General features: G+C 48.2%; 17 protein-coding genes. 6 read left to right on the plus strand and 11 right to left on the minus strand.

Features of this window, described 5'->3' with window-relative positions:
• Window positions 1–176 precede the first annotated feature (176 nt).
• Together JYB87_RS14330 and glnK are read right to left on the minus strand one after the other, a co-directional pair.
• A complete protein-coding gene (locus JYB87_RS14330; RefSeq protein ID WP_207354146.1) occupies window positions 177–1,424 on the minus strand; it encodes an ammonium transporter in 1,248 nt (415 codons plus the stop codon).
• 20 nt (window positions 1,425–1,444) lie between these two features.
• Entirely contained in the window at window positions 1,445–1,783 is a 339-nt protein-coding gene (glnK, locus tag JYB87_RS14335; protein WP_207354147.1) for a P-II family nitrogen regulator, read from the minus strand.
• Window positions 1,784–2,038: 255 nt separating this feature from the next.
• Here glnK and JYB87_RS14340 point away from each other — a divergent pair, with 255 nt between their 5' ends.
• From JYB87_RS14340 to JYB87_RS14350, 3 genes are all read left to right on the plus strand, one after another.
• Window positions 2,039–2,581 (plus strand): hydrolase, encoded by a 543-nt coding sequence (locus JYB87_RS14340; RefSeq protein WP_207354148.1) that lies wholly within the window; start codon window positions 2,039–2,041, stop codon window positions 2,579–2,581.
• A gap of 213 nt (window positions 2,582–2,794) precedes the next feature.
• Window positions 2,795–3,409, plus strand: a complete 615-nt coding sequence (locus JYB87_RS14345; protein WP_207354149.1) for a TatD family nuclease-associated radical SAM protein — start codon at window positions 2,795–2,797, stop codon at window positions 3,407–3,409.
• Between the two features lie 71 nt (window positions 3,410–3,480).
• On the plus strand, window positions 3,481–5,709 hold the full coding sequence (locus JYB87_RS14350) for a PAS domain-containing protein (protein ID WP_207354150.1): 2,229 nt from the start codon (window positions 3,481–3,483) through the stop codon (window positions 5,707–5,709).
• Here JYB87_RS14350 and JYB87_RS14355 read toward each other — a convergent pair.
• The 5 genes from JYB87_RS14355 to JYB87_RS14375 form a co-directional block, all read right to left on the minus strand.
• Complete coding sequence (locus JYB87_RS14355) at window positions 5,693–7,144, minus strand: hypothetical protein (RefSeq protein ID WP_228729877.1); 1,452 nt, start codon at window positions 7,142–7,144, stop codon at window positions 5,693–5,695. The genes JYB87_RS14350 and JYB87_RS14355 overlap by 17 nt on opposite strands.
• A 70-nt stretch (window positions 7,145–7,214) precedes the next feature.
• Window positions 7,215–7,721 (minus strand): hypothetical protein, encoded by a 507-nt coding sequence (locus tag JYB87_RS14360; RefSeq protein WP_207354151.1) that lies wholly within the window; start codon window positions 7,719–7,721, stop codon window positions 7,215–7,217.
• Window positions 7,714–8,184: a hypothetical protein gene (locus JYB87_RS14365; protein ID WP_207354152.1), complete on the minus strand. Its 471-nt coding sequence runs from the start codon at window positions 8,182–8,184 to the stop codon at window positions 7,714–7,716. The genes JYB87_RS14360 and JYB87_RS14365 overlap by 8 nt, the downstream gene beginning before the upstream one ends.
• Before the next feature lie 336 nt (window positions 8,185–8,520).
• On the minus strand, window positions 8,521–9,042 hold the full coding sequence (locus tag JYB87_RS14370; protein WP_207354153.1) for a hypothetical protein: 522 nt from the start codon (window positions 9,040–9,042) through the stop codon (window positions 8,521–8,523).
• 9 nt (window positions 9,043–9,051) lie between these two features.
• On the minus strand, window positions 9,052–9,873 hold the full coding sequence (locus JYB87_RS14375) for a cytochrome c3 family protein (protein WP_207354154.1): 822 nt from the start codon (window positions 9,871–9,873) through the stop codon (window positions 9,052–9,054).
• A gap of 493 nt (window positions 9,874–10,366) precedes the next feature.
• Here JYB87_RS14375 and JYB87_RS14380 point away from each other — a divergent pair, with 493 nt between their 5' ends.
• Together JYB87_RS14380 and JYB87_RS14385 are read left to right on the plus strand one after the other, a co-directional pair.
• On the plus strand, window positions 10,367–11,113 hold the full coding sequence (locus JYB87_RS14380; RefSeq protein WP_207354155.1) for a winged helix-turn-helix domain-containing protein: 747 nt from the start codon (window positions 10,367–10,369) through the stop codon (window positions 11,111–11,113).
• A complete protein-coding gene (locus tag JYB87_RS14385; RefSeq protein WP_228729878.1) occupies window positions 11,106–11,621 on the plus strand; it encodes a hypothetical protein in 516 nt (171 codons plus the stop codon). The genes JYB87_RS14380 and JYB87_RS14385 overlap by 8 nt, the downstream gene beginning before the upstream one ends.
• Before the next feature lie 74 nt (window positions 11,622–11,695).
• Here the strand turns inward: JYB87_RS14385 and JYB87_RS14390 are convergent, their stop codons facing one another.
• The 4 genes from JYB87_RS14390 to JYB87_RS14405 all read right to left on the minus strand — a co-directional run bounded on the left by JYB87_RS14390 (window position 11,696) and on the right by JYB87_RS14405 (window position 18,049).
• The gene (locus JYB87_RS14390) at window positions 11,696–13,471 is read right to left on the minus strand and encodes an ABC transporter ATP-binding protein (RefSeq protein ID WP_207354156.1); all 1,776 of its coding nucleotides are present in this window, start codon (window positions 13,469–13,471) and stop codon (window positions 11,696–11,698) included.
• The gene (locus JYB87_RS14395) at window positions 13,461–15,206 is read right to left on the minus strand and encodes an ABC transporter ATP-binding protein (protein ID WP_207354157.1); all 1,746 of its coding nucleotides are present in this window, start codon (window positions 15,204–15,206) and stop codon (window positions 13,461–13,463) included. Before JYB87_RS14395 ends, JYB87_RS14390 begins: the two co-directional genes overlap by 11 nt.
• Window positions 15,207–15,614: 408 nt before the next feature.
• Complete coding sequence (nhaD, locus tag JYB87_RS14400; RefSeq protein ID WP_407695850.1) at window positions 15,615–17,057, minus strand: sodium:proton antiporter NhaD; 1,443 nt, start codon at window positions 17,055–17,057, stop codon at window positions 15,615–15,617.
• Between the two features lie 254 nt (window positions 17,058–17,311).
• Entirely contained in the window at window positions 17,312–18,049 is a 738-nt protein-coding gene (locus tag JYB87_RS14405; RefSeq protein ID WP_207354159.1) for a DUF481 domain-containing protein, read from the minus strand.
• A 286-nt stretch (window positions 18,050–18,335) separates the two neighbouring features.
• On the opposite strand from JYB87_RS14405, the gene JYB87_RS14410 reads away from it, so the two are divergent.
• On the plus strand, window positions 18,336–19,700 hold the full coding sequence (locus JYB87_RS14410; protein ID WP_207354160.1) for an MATE family efflux transporter: 1,365 nt from the start codon (window positions 18,336–18,338) through the stop codon (window positions 19,698–19,700).
• Window positions 19,701–19,753: the final 53 nt, after the last annotated feature.

The following is a 19,753-nucleotide window of genomic DNA, read 5'->3' on the forward strand; positions in this document are numbered from 1 at the left end:
AACAGGTATTAATCCACCAATGATTTAGGCTTTTTAGCTAAATAAATTCAAGAAATTGTGCATAAAGTAATAACCTGAGTAGCGCCAGATTTAAATCAGGGAAAGCGAAGAAATTAGCCATAAAAAAAACAGGGCTTAAGCGCCCTGTTTTTCAGCCAAACTTACTGTTTTAGTGATTATGCGTTTTTAACAGTCACGAACTCTGGGTATGCATCAACACCACAGTCGTAGGCATCAACACCGTTGTACTCTTCTTCTTCAGAGACACGGATGCCCATAGTCGCTTTCAGGATTGCCCAGATAACCAGTGAAGTACCGAACATCCATGCGAAGATAGTCACAGCACCCAGTGCTTGTGCACCGAAGGTCGCATCAGCGTTAGATACAGGTACGACCATAACACCGAACAGGCCAGCCACACCGTGTACAGAACATGCACCCACTGGGTCATCAATCTTCAAGCGGTCGAAACCAACGATTGAGAATACAACCAGCGCACCAGCAACCAGACCAACAATACCCGCCATCACTAATGATGGGCTTGCTGGGTCAGCAGTGATAGCAACCAGACCAGCCAAAGCACCGTTCAGCACCATAGTCAGGTCAGCCTTGCCCCATACCATCTTACACACGATCAGCGCAGATACTGCACCGAATGCCGCAGCAGAGTTGGTGTTCACAAATACTTTTGCTACTGCAGATGCATTTTCAGCATCAGATACCATCAGCTGAGAACCGCCGTTGAAGCCGAACCAACCGAACCACAGGATAAAGGTACCCAGAGTTGCCAGCGGCAAGTTACAGCCTTGGATTGGGTTAACTTGGCCATTAGGACCGTATTTACCTTTACGTGGGCCAAGTAACAATACGCCAGCCAGTGCAGCAGAAGCTCCAGCCATGTGCACGATACCACTACCAGCGAAGTCAGAGAAACCAGCTGCAGACAGGAAGCCTGAGCCCCAAGTCCAGTAACCTTCGATAGGATACAGAACAGCAGTCAATACGACAGAGAAGATCAGGAATGCCCACAACTTCATACGCTCAGCAACAGCGCCAGAAACAACTGACATTGCAGTTGCAACGAACACTACTTGGAAGAAGAAGTCTGATTCTAATGCGTGATCAGCACCTTCAGCTTGAGAACCGATCAGTGTGCCGAATGAAGGCAACCAGCCACCTTCAGTATTGTCTACATACATAATGTTGTAACCGACCAGCAGGAAGGTCACACAAGCGATTGCATATAGAACGAAGTTCTTGGTCAGAATTTCGGTGGTATTTTTAGCGCGAACCAAACCAGCTTCGAGCATCGCGAAACCAGCGGCCATCCACATAACAAGAGCTCCAGACACCAAGAAGTAAAAGGTGTCCAACGCAAAGCGAAGCTCTGTAACGGTAGTCCCCAATTTGGTTAATTCTTCCATTGTTATTATCCCCTTTCCCCTTAAAGCGCTTCAGAGTCAGTCTCACCCGTACGAATACGGATAACTTGTTCTAGATCTGTCACGAAAATTTTCCCGTCACCGATTTTGCCTGTGTGGGCAGCGTTAGTAATCGCTTCCAGCAGGTGCTCTAGGTTTTCTGCTTTTGTTGCAATCTCAATCTTCACCTTAGGCAGAAAATCCACTTGGTATTCTGCGCCACGATAAAGTTCGGTATGCCCTTTTTGACGACCAAAGCCTTTAACTTCGGTTACTGTCATGCCTTCAATCCCGATTGCCGCGATAGCTTCGCGAACATCATCTAGCTTGAATGGCTTGATGATTGCGCTGACTAATTTCATCCAGACCTCCAAATCGCCTTTATATGTAGTGTTGTTGGATTTTTTAATTCAAGCATTAGGCCAAAATGTTAATTTTTTGTATTACAAGGAGTTAGCAGATCACCCACCATTTTCGTGCGTTACATTTGCACCAATAAGTTACATAGCGAACATTTTTGCACCAATTTGAATCAAACAATGTTCTTTGGCTGCACCGTTGTCGACATCAAACTTAATGACCTAAACTTGATCGGGGTCTCACTACAGGAGAGTACAGTGATAAACAGTAATGAATGCGTAATGGTGTTGGTGGATGTACAGGGAAAACTTGCCCGCATGATGGCAGATTCAGAGCGGTTGCATCAACGGCTAGCCACCTTAATTAAAGGCATACAATTATTTGATATTCCATTGATATGGCTTGAACAGTTGCCCGAAAAACTCGGTTCCACAAGTGAAGAATTAGCCACGATTCTCGCAACTCAGCATAGGCCAATAATTAAGCAGCACTTTAGCGCATGGCAAAATGACAGCTGCCGCCAAGCGTTGGCCGATTTGGGGCGTAAGCAGGTGATATTAGCGGGCATAGAGGCCCATATCTGTGTTTATCAAAGTTGTGCCGATTTTTTAGCTCAAGGCTTTGATGTACATCTAGTTATTGATGCGATTGATAGTCGAGACCCTGCAAACAAAGAAATTGCCGTGCAAATGATGCAAGCTAGAGGTGCAATGCTGACCCAAACTGAGTCATTGCTGTTCGAATTGCAGCAGATTGCCACAGGGGAACGTTTTAAAAAATTGCTAACACTGATCAAATAAGCACTAGAAGCTCAGTAAGCCTCGCGCGCAGTTTAGCAGTCGCGCGCCAAGCGAGGTTGCCGCTATTCACCACGCCATTAACAAACAAAACCGCTCGATGAATTACCAGCGTTAATTTCACATTAGCATTTGGCAATTTGACCTTGGCGACATTATCGCCCCCACAAACTCGCTACACTTTCACTAACGTTTTTGTAGAACCGCCTCTCTCATATGAATAGCGAAAGCCACTGCTGCACCTTAGTTTACGATATTCGCGACAGCCGCTACCTTAACATTACGGGTCGCTGTACCCTGCGCTGTCAATTCTGCCCTAAACACAACGGCAGTAAGCAAGTGCATCAATATCAACTCGCACTGGATCACCAACCCAGTGCCGCCGAGATCATTCCACAACTGGGTGATGTAACCGCCTTTAAAGAGTACGTGTTTTGCGGCTATGGTGAACCAACACTCAACCTCACGACCTTGCTCAATGTGGCGCACGAAATTAAGCGTCAAGGCGGTCGCGTGCGGATCAACACGGATGGTCTAGGTAATCTGTTCCACCGCCGCAACATTTTGCCAGAACTGGCAAAGTGTACCGATGCGCTGTCTGTATCCTTGAATGCACAGAATGAAGCGGTATATCTGCAGCACTGCCAACCGCGTTTAAAAGATTCGTGGGTAGCAGTGAATCAGTTCATTAAAGATGCGCCACGCTACATCAAAGATGTGCAAGTATCTGCCATTGAAGGATTGCAAGGGGTTGATATTGCCGCCTGTAAACAATTGGTTGAAGCGGCAGGCTGCCAATTTAAGCATCGCGTGTTGGATGTCGTCGGATAGATCTGTCGCCGCTGTAGCGAACAATATTTCGTGTTAACATAACCGCATTGTTCGCTTCAGCCACTATTTGAATGTCCAGTAAACATCGACTCAAGGAATCGCCACTTACCCCGCATATTCGTGGCGTACAATGGTCCCGCCAACGCTTACTGGCGGTGGTCAGTCAATTATGTATGTTGGTGATAACCATAGTGCTGATTGCCAATGTGGTGGTCACGCTTGGCGAACGTAAATTTCAACAAGAATGGGCTGTGCAACGTTACAGCGAATTGCAGACCGTTGGCACCCTGTTAGCAGATAAAGTCTCTTTTCAACAGTTTCGCACCCAGATGTTCGCCCGCGCTGAACAGCTGCGCCATTACTTGCAAAATCCCGGTGAGCAAGAACTCGATAAAATGCTAACCAGCTGGGATTCGATGAAACAAAATATTCCCGAACTGATGGACATCGCCTTGTTCGATGCCAGCGGGAAATTTAAACAAGCCAGCAGCCCGCGTTTTGGTGCAGCACCATTACCTAAAACCTTACTGCAGCAGGTCAATACTCTCAGTGACAACAATATCTATATCTCTGGGGTAGAGTTTGTGCCAGTTGAAGATCGGCTTGAGCCTTATCAGATGCAAATAGCCCGTCTGGAAAACCCCGATCAATCGGTACGCGGCTATCTGGTCACCTACAACTCCTTACAGCAGATGTTGCAAGCGATTAAGCCCGCATTTTCCAGTAATGATTCGCCACTGTTACTGTTAGATGACCAAGGCCAGTTATATGCTGGTGCCAGCAATCTCGATCCTTTGCCCGGTATTCCCGATACCTTAGGCAGCAGCTTGCGCCAAACCTACCCGACGTTATGGCGTGAGTTAGCCATGAACAATTTCGGTGAATTCCAAGGTGATAACGCCGCCTTTGTGTTCCTCAAAATTCAGTTAGGCGCCCAAGCCACAGCAATTGATGGGCAACAATACCTGCTGATGTCCTACATTCGTAATGACGACATCACCGCCAGATTTGAAGAGTGGCGCAATATCCTGCTGATTTCAGTAGTGATTATGACCATTCTCGCCACCGCTGTGATTGTGTTGGTGCATCTGTATCGCATTGAACAGCGCTCACGGGCTAACGCCATTGAGTTGGCCGATGGCTTGTTCGGTAGCGATGCCGGCTGCCTGCTAGCCAATACCATGGGGCGGATTATCTGCGCCAACGACCGCGCGGCAAAATTGTTCAAATTAGCTCAGCAAGACATTGAAAACCGTAGCTTGCAGAAGCTATTTGAACAGGATGATCTCTGGTACAGCAAAGTCCGGGAGCATCTGCAACACGCCCAAATTTGGCACGGTGAAGTACAGTTACAGTCGCTCGATAACATCTATATTCGCTTTAATATTCGCCTCAGCGGTGATCACGAATACACCTATGTGTTAGTCACTTTTGAAGATATCAGTGACCTTAAACAAGCACGCGAAGAAGCCCATTTGAACCAAATGCTGAGCGACTCATCGGTGGCCACCGCCTTGCTTCGAACCAATGGCCAGTTGGTTAAGGTGAATGACAGTTTTAATCAACTGCTGCGCCTGAATGATTGCCTACAACAAAGCCTGCTGCAGCTGCTGAAAAATGATTTTGAAAACCAGTGGCAACGGATTTTAAAACTGATCAGCATGCATGGTCATTGGCAAGGGCAAATCCTCAACGGTGAACGCCGTGGCGAATGCCTACAAATCACCTTGAAAGGCTGTTTAGATGAAGAAGGTGAGTTGGAGTACTTGATCTGCACTCTCGAACAAGCAGGGAATCACTGGGGTCACAAAGGCGAACATGCGCCCTATCGCAGTACCGTGATGAATGAATTGCCCGATTTAGAGCGCTACTTTGAGGCAATGGATAAGGACGACAAGCGCCACAGTTGCCTATTACTGTTAGATATCAACCCAGAAGATATGTTGAGTCACTTTAGTGATATTGGCCAATTGGAAAGCCGCCAGCAACAGGTCGAAATGCAACTGCTTCGCGACCTGCCACGGGGTTATCAAATGTCGAACTGGCAGTTAGGGCGGCTGGTGATCTTGCTGCCAAATACCGACCCAACCCGTACCCATCACTACGCTAAGAGTTCGCTCGATAAACTCAGCCACAATGGGCTGTCTGATGGCATCTGCATGGGCATTGCAGCCTATAGCAACGGACAATCGTTAGAGCAGTTTTTAGCCAACGCCGAAGTCGCGCTAAAACGCGCCAAGCAAAGTGGATATGGCAGCATCTGCCAAGCCTATACAGCCGAGACTAGCGCTCCGCAATAGGCGTTGATTGGCTGTCGAGTCGCCCGGTCGCACTGCCATTCTCGTCAGCCAACTCATCGATTAGTGGCAGGTTATCCGGCAGATCACTCATGGTAATCTCCACAATTTGATGACGATTCACCGTGATTTTATAGCGCGCATATTGCACATCCTGCTTTTCCCGCTGACACATCACGACCAAGTTTATTTGATAACGGCGCTCCACCGGCTCACAGGTCACCATGCCGTCCTGCTCGTGATAAATCTGATCGCTACCGCGCTCAAGAAATTCGACAAAGGGCACCAAGCTAAACACCACTTGCTCTTGTATGGTGTTATAGCCGGTTAAAAAATCGGTATCGGCCACCCGCGTTTCAATGCCGTAATGCAAAATTTCAGCCTCGACTTTGTTTTGGCTGTGGCGCCGCTTGAGGATCTCATTCACGGCATCGGGTAGATCACGCGTTTTGACAAACTCCAACCAAACGAGTTGGCGCGCGATCAGCTCCTGAGTGGTGGTATCACGTAGAATACGGCTCCAACGCGGCCGACCACGTTGCACCACACGCCATAACGCGTTGCGCACATCCTCTTTAAAAATCTCACGCGCGCCGTAAATCAACGCCAAGACAAACACCAGCACTAAGGTCAGCCCATCAAACGCACCTTGGGCTTTGATAATCAAGGTTGAGACCACCAACATCACCAGTGCAGTGGCAAAACCCGTGGTGAGTTTTTTGAGCCCTTCACCTAAGGTTTTGAGTTCCTCTTTGAGAACTACCCCTTGCTGGATCAACCGCCGCAACAGCAGCATTTTATTGGCAATACGGTTGGGGTCTTTACTGGTACGTTGCGAGTTATATTTGCGGCCATCGCGATACTCACGCTCCTGCCGACATAACATCAACACCTTTTCGGTGACATGATTAATGTTGCCATCACCATATTTTGCCAACAGTTTCAGCAGTTGCTGTTCAGTAAACCATGATAGGTAGTTATCGGCATTTTCAAAGTAGTGATGCCATTTTTCATCCGCAGGCGCACCGCGTCTAAAACGCCGCAACAAGGTGGTGGCATGCACCGTAAATTCATTTAAGGCTTTAAAGAACGCTTGGTCATCATCAATCCGCAGTAATTCACGGGCATCGTTTTCCATTGCCACCGCATATTGATAGGCGAACAGGTTCATATAGAGTCGAAACTCTTCTAAGGTGCGCTTTTTTTGGCTAACAAAGCGTGATTGCACCAGCGGCAAATGCAGCCCTTCGGAATAGTAGGCACGCCGCCCTTGCACCCCACTGAAATAGTATTCTTCTTCGTTAAGACTATTTGGGCCAATGCCCATCTCCTTTGGCAAAGAAAAATAGAGATCCAGCTTGCGCCGCTCACCGCGACCAAGCAAATGATTGAATTTAATGGAGAGCTGTTCTTCCTGCTTAATGCGCAACTTTGACAAAGTGGCAAATCCAAACCAACTAGTTGATTAGTTTGAATATAGCGGATTTAGCCCCTGAAAGAAATCGGCGTTAGTGTTGTAGACGACAACTGTAGACAGCGTTGCCCGGTTGAAACCGTACAATGGCAAATTGCTGCTTTTCATTGGTATCAAGCATCTCTAACGTCATCGGATGCACCGACTTATTAGTTAGGTTTAAGCCACTGATATACGACAAGTAGTCCATATGCGCAGGCTTAGTTTCCTGCAGCAATTGCTCATCTTTGTCGCGAATGGTGATGTCATAACTTGAACCGGCGGGATTACGTTGCCAATCCCCCTGCATTTTGACGCTGCCAACCGGGGTGCCATCCACAGTGAAATAGCGGTAGTTCAGCAGCACTTTTTTGCTGTCAGCTTGCAGATCCATCAGTAAATAGTACTGCTGCGACTCCGCTTTATCTTTGTCGTGATCGTACAGTTCGGAGCTACAGTTGAGCAGCAACTTTTGACTGTCATTACTGCGGGCATAGTAAACACGCACAACAGCAAGTAGAACGGCGAGGACTAATACCAACCACACCCAAGCTCTATTCACAAAGATTAACTCCAGCTAACCACTGCTGACTGAAAAATCCCATATGGCGTTCTACATCACTGGCTTTGAGGTTACGCAGTTTGAAGTGGCCGTTTTCTTCCCCTTTCATTGAGATGTTTAACATCTGCTTTTCATGGGAAATAGACAGGTAAACCTGCTGCCAAGGCACTTTACGACACTGCATCAGCGCCGATGCCAGAACCGTCGCATGAGACTCCAGAATATGGTTATTCATACGTGAGTTGGCGTAGAGAATTAACTGTACTTGCTGGCCAGATGATAACGTCAGCGTTTGCTGTGACAGCGGCATGGTCACTGGCACAGGAAAACGCTTCAGGAAAAAGACGCTCAATGCCAACATAGCCACCAGCACAAGCACCACCCCCAGCATTTTGGGTGCTGGGTTCATCTGCTCATGCAGCATATATTTGGGTGTGCGAGGTTGCGCAAAAGTTTGCACCATAATGTCCTAACCGACGTTGTTCAATAAAACTGTTTCTGAATTCACTGTGGCAAACCGCCCAGTTGCAGCTGAGTATAGGCAAAAGCAACAGGCTGAACTGTGATCTTCTTAACCAAGGGCTGGTGCTAACCATCTAAAAAACGGGTTAATTTATCAAATAGTGATCTATTCGATGCTTTTTAAGTATTCGTAACCTAAGTAAAAAACCTTTATAAAGCATATAGCTATGCTATCTAACTTATGCCGTATTTTTGTGATCTTACAGATTGTTACAGTAAAAAGGCCGCCCGAAGACGGCCAAAAACAACAAGAAAACAACATGAAATCGTAACCGAGCTAGTCCGCAGTAGGTGACAGTAAGGCCACTTCGTTCACCTGGTCGTTACCAAAAATCTCAATCGCTACCCGATAACGCCCAGTTGAGCCGGGTGCGGCATTTTGATTCCAATACAAGCGCTGCGGTGCAAAGCTGTATTGGCCTTCCGTATCGCGTGCTTGAATCGGTTCATCACAACTGCCAGCCGCATCGCACTCATAGCTGTACACCACATGCCACAGTTTCCAAGCTTTCGGGTTTGCAGAAGCATCCCCTTGCGGTGGAAAACCAAAATAGCGAATGCGATATTGCTGCGCGTTGACAATCGCAAGCCCATCAGGATCTTTTAATGAAAACGCAACGCTGCCTGTCTTGGGGTCAAAATTGTCTAAGGTTAACTCGATACCACTGACGCTAGAGATGTCGATAGAAGTTTTCGCAGGTTCGGGTTTTTCCACTACCACAACTTCTTCAACACTGTCATCGCCACAGCCACTGACTAACACGGTTCCCAGTAACAGGCTAAAGGCTAACTTGTTCATGGAAGCTCCTTAGTTGTAATGTCCGGTGTGACAAACAGTACATTCCATATCTGATTTCACGCTTGGTGCGGAAGCGAAGGTACTGGTGCTGCCATGACATGCTTGGCAATTTTGAGCATCGGCAGATGGCTTAGATTCGGCGCTGGCGCTGATCGCTTCACCAGCGTATGCGCGGTTAAGCAGTTCAACTAATTGATAGGTCATTGATGCGGATAACCGCGCACAACGTTCACCTTTTTCACCAAAGGTTTTGCCAGAAGCTTTTGACCAATTACTGATAGACGCGTGGCACAGTACGCTTTTGGCAACGGAGGAACTGACCACTAAGGTTTCGGTTTTTTCAACAGTTGAGCCAATACCTTCAACAAAGGCAACATCAGAGAATGGCAGCGGTGTGTTTTCATAGAAGCGCATCGCCGCACCGATAACCGCAGCGTTTTGGCCATTTATGTCTGCCAAGATATTGGTAATCATCCCCACAGCATTGTTGTTACCGCAAAGCGTACCTTGACCACCCACCCCTGCGGCACCATATCCGGCAATAGCGGTTGGGATGCTGGCGAATTTGGCTGCATCTTCACTTTCGGAATTAGCCAACATAGTGACCATTGCGTAGAACACTTGATGCATACAACCGCCACCGGTTTGATAGGCCAGCTTGGCGGCTGCCATTGGGTCCAGTGGTACATACTTCAGTTTATCGCCGAGTTCTAAACGGAAGTTGCCGTTGCTATCGGTTCCGGCAAATGCTGAAACAGCAGTAAGCCCCAAGCCTGCTGCGCCAGTAATGCCAATGATTTTGCCCAAGGCTTGACGTCTGTTCATGCTCATCTGATTGTCCCTTTTGTTGTTTTTACTTGTCGGCAAATGCGCCGTTTTGGTGTTCGAGAGTCAGCTTAGAGGGCGAAGAAATGAAGATTGTGATAAAACACGCATGAATCATCGGCGACAAATTTGGGCCGATGCGCCGCAAAATCAATCTACAAACTAGATTACAAAGACAATCATTGATTAACGATAAAAATTACAATCTGAACCAAATCACCTTATTTGTTAAATTCAGGTAAATTCAGCAAGATTTGCACAGCGATTCTCTACACTTTAATTGGTTTAAATCAGTCAACATCCATCACATTTTTCTTTTTAAGTCATATATTTATTTAAACTTTACTAATACAGAAGATAACGTGAATGGCAAAATTGGACCAAAAGCTTACTGAGCTGGATCACTATTTGGATTATTGGCCAAATTCGAGTTAATGGAGATCACATTACCAATTAGATTTTTTGCATAGACTGAGGCAGGAAACCAAGGAGTGACCCTATGCGAATTGGAGACTGTTGGTTCGACCCAACCAATGGTGAACTGAAACATCAGCGTGATGACAAGCGTTGGCATCTCCCCCGCGCCGAGTTACACGTATTGAACACATTGATCGCCCATCAAGGCTCACCTGTGAGCAAATTTGACTTGCGCGGTGGCGATGATGAATACCCGCCGCTGAGTGATTCCTCCGTGGCGCGGGCGGTGTGCATGCTGCGTTCTTATCTTGGGCCAGAACATGAGCTGTTGATTGAAACCATCAAAGGCAAAGGCTACTTGCTGCACAGCCAAACACCGAGCAAATCCGCCAAGCAAGCGTCTCCACGTTGGCGTTACTGCTACTGGCGTTGGTTGCTCAGCGCCGGGTTAGCGCTGTTGGTGATGGCCAGCCTTTATTATCTAAATCACCACACAGATCCAACCCCAAGCGAGCCGGTGGCTAACCAAGTGCTGTACACCCAATCCGGGCAGCAGTTGCAGCTGATGCTGTACGCCAATTCCCGTACCAACAATCAACTGTTAATGCAGCAAGCAGAGGTCATTAACCAAGCCATGCAAACCTGTAACACTACAATTTGGCACGAAGTTTACGCGTCGCTCTCCCATGATAAACAGGTGCTGAATATGACCTTGCGCGGCGAATCTAAAGGGCAATCTGTGGTACGAAATCTGAAGATCAGTGATGCACGCCAACCAAAAGATTTTATCAACAAGGTCTGGCTACAAGGGGCTAATCTCTGTGGTTAAATCGCAATACTGGCATTGGGCTATCAATCTTATGCTGTTGCTACTCTTGTTAGTCGCAGCGTTTAAGATCAATCAGTTGCATCAAAACAGCCAACAGTTAATGCTGAGTTGCAGTTCTGAACTATTTGATCGGCGACTCGAAGCGGGCGCCGATGATGAACACTACCTGGTTGTCGACTTGCAACTTAATGGTGCCAAAGCCGTGTTGAATTACCGCTATTTTGATATGGATGGCGCCGCCGCGGGCACCCTGTTAATGGATGGAAAAGTGGAGCGTCTAGCGGATAAGCAATATCAGATCTCGATTGATCACAAACAAGAGCTCGATGGCACTGGCCAAATGCCAGCGCACATGCAATATGTGTCTTACATCAGTAACATCAACCTCAATCGCGATGGTAACCATCTGCTTTCCATCGAGATCCTCGATGTTGATGCCAGTAAAGATTATGCGGTGGTTCGCTTTCAGCCGAGCAACACCGTCTGCGGTTGCCGCTTAATGCACTGATCATCAACACTAAACATACGCGCTGAGCTCTAATCATGAGCACTAAGCAACAGCCACAGAGTTAACCTCAATCATTACTCAGCCTGCGCCACTTTTTGCGCTTGCTGCTGCAACTCATACATAGCGCGATAGCGGCCATGCTCAAGGCGCATCAATTGTTCGTGATTGCCCTGCTCAATCAAATGGCCTTTATCCATCACCAAAATACAGTCGGCATTGCGAATGGTTGATAAGCGGTGCGCCACCACGATCATGGTCACTTGCCGGTGCAGATGACTGAGTGCACGCTGCACCACCTGCTCAGTTTCGCTGTCCACATTGGCAGTGGCCTCATCTAACAACAGAATTTTCGGTGAGCCCGCCAGTGCCCGTGCAATAATTAACTGCTGCCGCTGTCCGGTGGAGAGACGCAGCCCACCTTCGCCCAACTCAGTTTTATAGCCTTGCGGCATCGCCATAATCACCTCATGCAGGTGCGCTTGCTTCGCTGCCCGTTCCACCGCTTGCTGAGTTAATTCGCGCCCCATATCGATGTTTTCAAAGATACTGCTGGCCAAAATAAAAGGCTCCTGCGGAATCAGCCCAATCCCTTGGCGTAGAGCGTCATGGCTGTAACTTTGCAGCGGTTGACCATCAATTAAAATCTGCCCTGACTGCGGCTGATAGAAATTCAGCAATAAGCTGAGCAGAGTGCTTTTACCACTGCCGGTGTGACCCACAATTGCATAAAAGCCACCGGCTTCAATTTCAACATTAACGTTATCCAGCACAGGTTTATTGGCTTGATAGGCGAACTGCAGCTTTGAGATCGACAATTGACCATGAACAATTGCACCGCCCTGCCCTTGGCTGGTTGCGCCGCTCGGCTCTTGCAGCAACTCATACACCCGGTTACCCGCAACAATAGCTTGCTGATACAAACTAAACCGTTGGGTGATCTCCACTAAAGGTTCAGTGAAGCGCCCCAAGTAGTTGAGATAGGCGTACAACACGCCAATTTCAGCCACACCTTGCACCACTTTCATGCCAAAAAACCACACAATGCTGGCCAACACCAAAATGCTGAGAAAGTTAATCGCTGGCCGCAGCAGCAGCGAACCAACGGTCACTGCTTTTAGCCGCGTACTGTAATAACGGCTGTTGATATCATCAAATTGCGCCAGCTTAACCTGCTGTTGATTGGTCGCTTGGATCACTGACATGCCACTGATCGACTCACTGACCGTGGCGTTTATATCTGAGCGTAACTGCCGACTTTCGCTGACCACTTTCACACTAAATTGCTGATAAACATAAATTAATGCCATAACCGTTGGCAGCAGAAACAGCGCAATCAACATCAGTTGCAGATCCAAAATCGCCATTGCCACCAAAATGCCGATCAGCAAAATCACATTCGACAACACATTGGAGAGAAACTGCACATAGATATCTTTGATCGATTCGGTGTCGTTGGTGATACGGCTGACCAATTGCCCGGTGCGGGCATAATCAAAAAACGACATAGGTAAGCTGAGCACATGTTCAAATACTCGCTTACGGATATCCAATACCGCATTCAACGCCATATCCAAAAAGCGCATACTTTGTTGATATTTCAGCAGCGTGCCGACCACCACCGCAAACGCAAACAGTGAAATCACACCCACAATCGGCCACAACGGGTAATGCCCCGGCACAATAAAATCGTCAATAAACACCTTACTGAGCATCGGCCCCATGACATCGAACACGGTGGCCACCACCACTAGCAGCAAGGTTTTGAAAAATCGTACTTTGTCGGCAAACACATAGCTCATCAACAAGCGCAATGAGCCGTTGTCTTGCGCTTTCGCGTTCTCAGGACGCATAGGCCACACTCTCCATTGCTTGTTCCATCTGCTGATACGCTGCCATGCGTGCATACCAGCCATCATGCGCCACCAGCTGTTGGTGAGTGCCGCGCTCGCAAATTTCGCCGTGGGATAACACAATAATCTCGTCGGCTTGCTCAAGTGCTGATAAGCGGTGGCTAATCACCAGCAAGGTTTGCTGCCGCCGTTGCCGCAGATGCTGAATAATGGTCTGTTCGGTTTCAACATCCACTGCTGACAAGGCATCGTCCAAAATCAAAATCGGCGCGACGCTAATCAATGCTCGCGCAATCGACACCCGTTGCCGTTGGCCGCCCGACAAGGTAACGCCACGCTCACCCACTAAGGTGTGGTAGCCATCAGGAAACTGCAAAATATCCTCATGAATTGCCGCTAGTTTTGCCGCTTCATAGACTTCCTCATCAGTGGCGTGCTCACGCCCCATGCGAATGTTTTCGATAATGCTCGTGCTAAACAAAAACGCATCCTGCGGCACGTAGGCATACATGCCACGTAAGCTGGAAAGCGGCAATTGCTGGATGGGCACATCGCCCAGCCGAATCGAGCCATGCTCCACTTCCCAATAGCGCATCAACAACTGCACTAAGGTTGATTTACCGGCGCCAGTCGCACCGGCAACGCCAAGCGTATGATTTTGCGGCAATAGCAGATTAATCCGCTGCAAATTGGCTTGCTGAGTCGCTGGGTAGTGAAATGCGAGATCATTCAACTGCAGCTGATAACCTGCGGCAGTTTGCTGGCCGTTATCGGCAATGGTATCGGGCAGATTCAGCAATTCATCGAGGCGCTCAATCGCCGCATTCCCGCGCTGAATAATGTTCATCAGCCAGCCAAAGGCGAACATCGGCCAGATCAGCTCCGACAGGTATAGAGTAAAACTGGTTAACTGCCCTACGGTCAGATTGCCACTGTGGATCTGCCAGCCACCCGCCAGCAGCACAATCAACAATGCTGCCCCTAAACTCAATTGAATGATTGGTCCGAATAAGGCTTCTGAACGCTGAACTTGATAGGTGCTCTGAGCCGCTTGCTCTGCAATTGCATTAAACTGCTGCGCTTCAATCGGTTCGCGCCCCATCGACTTGATCATGCGAATGCCAGTCATGGCTTGCTGAGTTTGCTGGTTCAGTAAGGAGAACTTATCGAGCGAGTCTTTAAACTGACTGTGGATCCGTTTCGATACCCGATAAAACGCCACCGCCATAAACGGGAAAGGTAACACCGCCAGCGAGGCCAAGCGCCAATCAATAAACACAAACATCATGATCAGCACTAAAAAGAAGGTCAGCACCCCATCGAAACCGGAAAGAATTCCCTCGCCAGCAGCCACTTCAACCGCATCAATATCGTTGGTGGCGCGCGCCATTAAATCGCCGGTGGAATGGGCGTTATAGAATGCTTGCCCTTGCTTAGTGAGCCGTACATAAAAGCGTTGCCGTAAAAAATTGCCCAGTTTGTAAGAAGTGCCAAATAGCATTCGCCGCCAACCGTAGCGCAGTAGATACACGGCAAAGCCGCCTGCAACCAAACCGAGCAGATAGGCTTCTGTGGCCGATTGTTGTTGGCTGGCGAGTAACTGGTCAACGGCGTCACCAATAAATTTGGGGATCGCCATATTGATCACCCCCACCAAAAACAACATCAGCATCGCCAAGGCGTAGGTGTACCAGTAACGTCGGAAAAACCATTTAAGATGTAAAAATAACTGCATGTGATTTGATCCAAACTCACAGTAACCATGTGTTACTGCGGGTAAAGACTTAACTTAGTCTCAAAAATAATCTGTTGGACTGAAACGGCTGCGCCCATTGTCGAGATTACGGCCAGTGACAATGTCGCGCCCATCAGCACAGTTAGGGAATCGTGTAGAAAATTAAGTGGTGCTTGCGGAAAAATCGCCTAGCAACAGACAGTGTTTCACTTCGCGCAAACCACTCAGACGCACACTGAAACTACCTTCGCCAACGCGGCAAGGTAGCGTTATTGGCGTTATTTTAGAGCGAATCGCCGCGACTGGCTATCCCAACCAAGATTAGCGCCATCGCTGATGGTGATGAATTTTAATCATAAAAAAGCCGACAACAGAGTTGTCGGCTGATAAATCAAACGCTAAAGCGCATTAAAACAGGCTGTTATTGAGGAAGTAGTGCACCAAAATACTGGCGATATAACCGAGCGCCACCACTGGCGTCCACTTCAAGTGCGCGCCAAAAGTGTAGATACCGCGCGCTTGCCCCATCAATGCCACACCCGCTGCACTGCCGATAGACAGCAAGCTACCGCCCACACCGGCCGTTAAGGTCACCAACAGCCATTGACCAACCGCCATATCAGGGTTCATGGTCAATACCGCAAACATCACCGGAATGTTATCCACGATTGACGACAACAGACCGACCGCCACGTTGGCATAAGTGGCATCCCAGTGGCCATACATAGCTTCAGACACCATCGCCAGATAGCCCATTAAACCGAGGCCACCTACGCACATTACCACACCGTAGAAGAACAGCAGTGTGTCCCATTCGGCCATTGCGATACGGCTAAATACGTCAAAAGGCACAAACTGATCGCACTCTTGCAGTGCTTTCTCATCTTTTGCTTCAGCGGCCTTCTTACGCAGTTTGCTGATATTTTTGTCAAAGTCTTTGCGCAATACAAAGCCAAACAGTTGTAGCAAACCAAGACCGGTGATCATGCCAAGTACTGGTGGCAGTCCCAACAGTGAGTGAGCACAAACCGCCATAGTGATGGTCAGCAGGAACAACACCACAATCCGCTTTGCCCCCGGTTTAGTGTGAACCACTTCCGCTTTGGCTTCAGATTGAGAATTACTGATAAAGATGCTCATGATTGCCGCTGGCAACACAAAGTTAACCAGTGATGGAATGAACAGGTCAAAGAATTGGGCAAACTGCACCACACCTTTTTGCCATACCATCAAGGTAGTGATATCACCAAATGGGCTGAAAGCACCGCCCGCATTGGCGCCAACCACAATGTTGATACAGGAGACTGTAATAAATTTCTTATTGTCGGCGCCCATCTTCATCACCACGGCACACATCAGCAACGCGGTGGTTAAGTTGTCCGCAATTGGCGAGATAAAGAACGCCAAAAAGCCGGTAATCCAGAAAACTTGTCGTAGGGTGAAGCCTTTGTTGACCATCCAAGCGCGCAAGGCATCAAACAGTTTGCGCTCTTCCATGGCGTTGATATAGGTCATCGCCGCCAGCAAGAACAGAAACAGTTCGGCGTATTCGAGTAAGTCGCTACGGAATGCCGCTTCGGCCACTTCCGACATGTTATGTTGGGTGTATACCCAGCCTAAAATGCCCCAAATAATGCCCGCCGCAATAATCACCGGCTTAGATTTACGTAGATGTAATTTCTCTTCTGACATCACCAAAGCATAAGCGATCACAAAAATCGCCACGCCAAGATAACCGGCAAAGGTATGCGTAAGCGCGAGGTGCTCACCAGCTGCTTCACTGGCCATAACGGCAGGAGAAACGATCAATCCCAGCAAACTTCCCCCAAAGGCTGCGAGCCCTTGGTACATGCTCTTCAACTTCATTTGATTGCTCTCATTTTTATTAGAATGTGCTTAAAAATTACCATAGCCCCAATTAGGCCAATATTGACGTAAAACAAGAATCAAGAATTTGGTGAGTAAAAGAGATAAACCTGCCAGCCGAGACTGACAACTGTTTTTAAGGAGGAATTCGGTTGCTGGGATAAAGATCACAAAGGCACCAAAAGGTGCCTTAATTATGGATCACAAAAAAACGGCTAAATGACGTTTATTTCCGCATATTAGAAGGAATACAGAATCGTCATGTTAGTTTCAGTGTCGGTGCTTTTGATGTCATCTAGAGGGTCGGAATTGTAACGCACAATCACCGCAAACTTCATCGACAAGGCACCGACAATGTTCGCCGTCACAGAGGTTTCTGAACGAGCATCGAGCTTATCACCATAATCAGCCACAAAGGTTTGCTTGAACCTAGAGGTGGGGCTGATCTTCCATGAGTAGTTCAACACGCTATGCACCACCCAGCTTGATTCACTGGTGTAACCCAGATCCGCTTGCTGTTCTTCGTCTAAACGTTGGTATTGATAACCGGGACCGACTTCCGCATCAACAAAGCTATTGGCACCTTGGTAGAGGCGATAACCATAACCAGCCGCTGCATTGTAACGAAAATCATAACCGGTGAATGGATCGACTTCATAACTGCCGGTGGCAAAGGTGTAGCTATGTTTACCAAAGCGATAGTTACCTTGAACACTGCCAAGATAACGTTTCGCGGTGACTTCGTCGGTGTCTTCCTTATACAACCCTTCTAGCACATATTCATTTTCCCAATTCCCCAGCTCGTGTTTCAGATCTAAACGACCTTTGATCGAAGTGGTATCGGTATTCCCTGTGGTCATAGTCGCGCCTAATTCGGCGTCCCCCCCAAAGGTGGCCTCACCCGGCACAAACTCAGTATCCGCAAACACACTTGGCGCGGCCAGCAGCGTTGCTATCGCAATCATCGTTGGCTTCATAACTCTCTCCATTTGGTTAACATTTAATCCTCAATTTTCAGCGACGATCTTATCATCTAAGCCATTCAAATGTGAGCTAAAGCACAGTTTTTATGGGTTTTGTCGTAATTTCCGTCAGTTTAATCGGTTTATTTGGCTATTTTTTCGCTGGCAGCTACCGCATTAGACAGCGTAAAATAGCGCTCACGCCGTTGTTGTCACATCAGTCGCGCCCGCGAACTGAATCACAATGGCACTCACATTGATTAATTTTCGGACTCCCGAGTAAGTAACAACTGGAACACACATGACACACCAAGCCCAACAGGGGCCGGGTTCGCTATTTTCGCTGACCTGGCCACTGTTTATTGATATTGCCTTGCACTTTGCCACCGGGGCAATGAACACCTTTATGATGGGACAAATCAACTTTGCCGACGTCGCCGCCTTGGCCGTGGGCAACCAAGTGTTTGATTTGGCGATTACCGTGTTCAGCTTCGTCAGCATTGGCTCCAGTGTGGTACTGACCCAATATTTGGGAGCAAAACGCTATGACGATGCCAAGGTGGTGATCCATAGTGCGATTGGCTTCAACTTGTTGATTGGATTGCTCGCTGCAATTGTAATTCTCACCGGTGCGGGGCCGATCTTGCAGGCGATGAATCTACCCGCGCACTTGCTAGGCGATGGCCAGTTATATCTGACCATTATCGGTTTGTGCCTGTTACCGGAGGCTGCGGCGTTGTGTTTGGCGGCCACTCTGCGGGCTCATGGACATACCCGCCAAGCCATGTACGCCACCTTGCTGGTTAACTTAGTCACCTTTATCAGTAACCTGACCTTGCTTTACGGCTGGTTTGGCTTGCCCCAATTTGGCGTAGCGGGGGTCGCGATCAGTACCGTGATTGGCCGATTAACCGGTATCGCTTTGCTGATCTGGTTAGTGCAAAAACGTGCAGGTATTCAGTTAGTGCCCAAAATGCTGCTGCATCCCAACAAAGACAAACTGCGTAAAGTGCTGCGTATCGGCCTGCCCGCCGCAGGGGAAAACCTGTCGTGGATGCTGCAGTTTATGGTGATCACCGCCTTTGTCGGGCTATTGGGTGAAACTTCACTGGCGACCCACTCTTATTATTTCCAGATCTGTTTGTTTATGATGCTGTTTGGCATCTCTATCGGCTTGGGTAATGAGATTATCATTGGCTACCTGATTGGTGGCCGCCAGTTTGATTCCGCCTACGCGCGACTACTAAAAACCTTGAAGCTCGGCATTATCGTCACCTTTATCGTCGCCTGCTGCGCCGCGGTTATTGGGCGTCAGGCCGTCAGCTTTTTTAGCGATGATGCCACCATTATTCAGCAGATTTCGATGCTGTTTTTAATCAGTATCATTATGGAGCCGGGGCGCACCTTCAACTTGGTGGTAATTAACGCACTGCGTGCCACTGGGGATGCGCGCTTTCCGTTGATGATGGCATTGTGCTCTATGTGGGGCATTGCCGTGCCGCTGGCCTATTACTTTGGTATTCACTGCCATATGGGCTTAGTGGGGATTTGGATTGGCTTAGTGTGCGATGAATGGGTACGCGGATTGGCGATGTTGTGGCGCTGGCGCAGTCGCCGTTGGCAAAATAAATCGCTGATTGATGATAACGAATTGCTCCCGCAATAACCGCGCATTGCAATGGTATTTGCCCCAGCGATAAGGGGGCACCTAAAAACATC

The organism is Shewanella avicenniae, from assembly GCF_017354945.1.
GTDB classification, from domain to species: Bacteria; Pseudomonadota; Gammaproteobacteria; order Enterobacterales; family Shewanellaceae; genus Shewanella; species Shewanella avicenniae.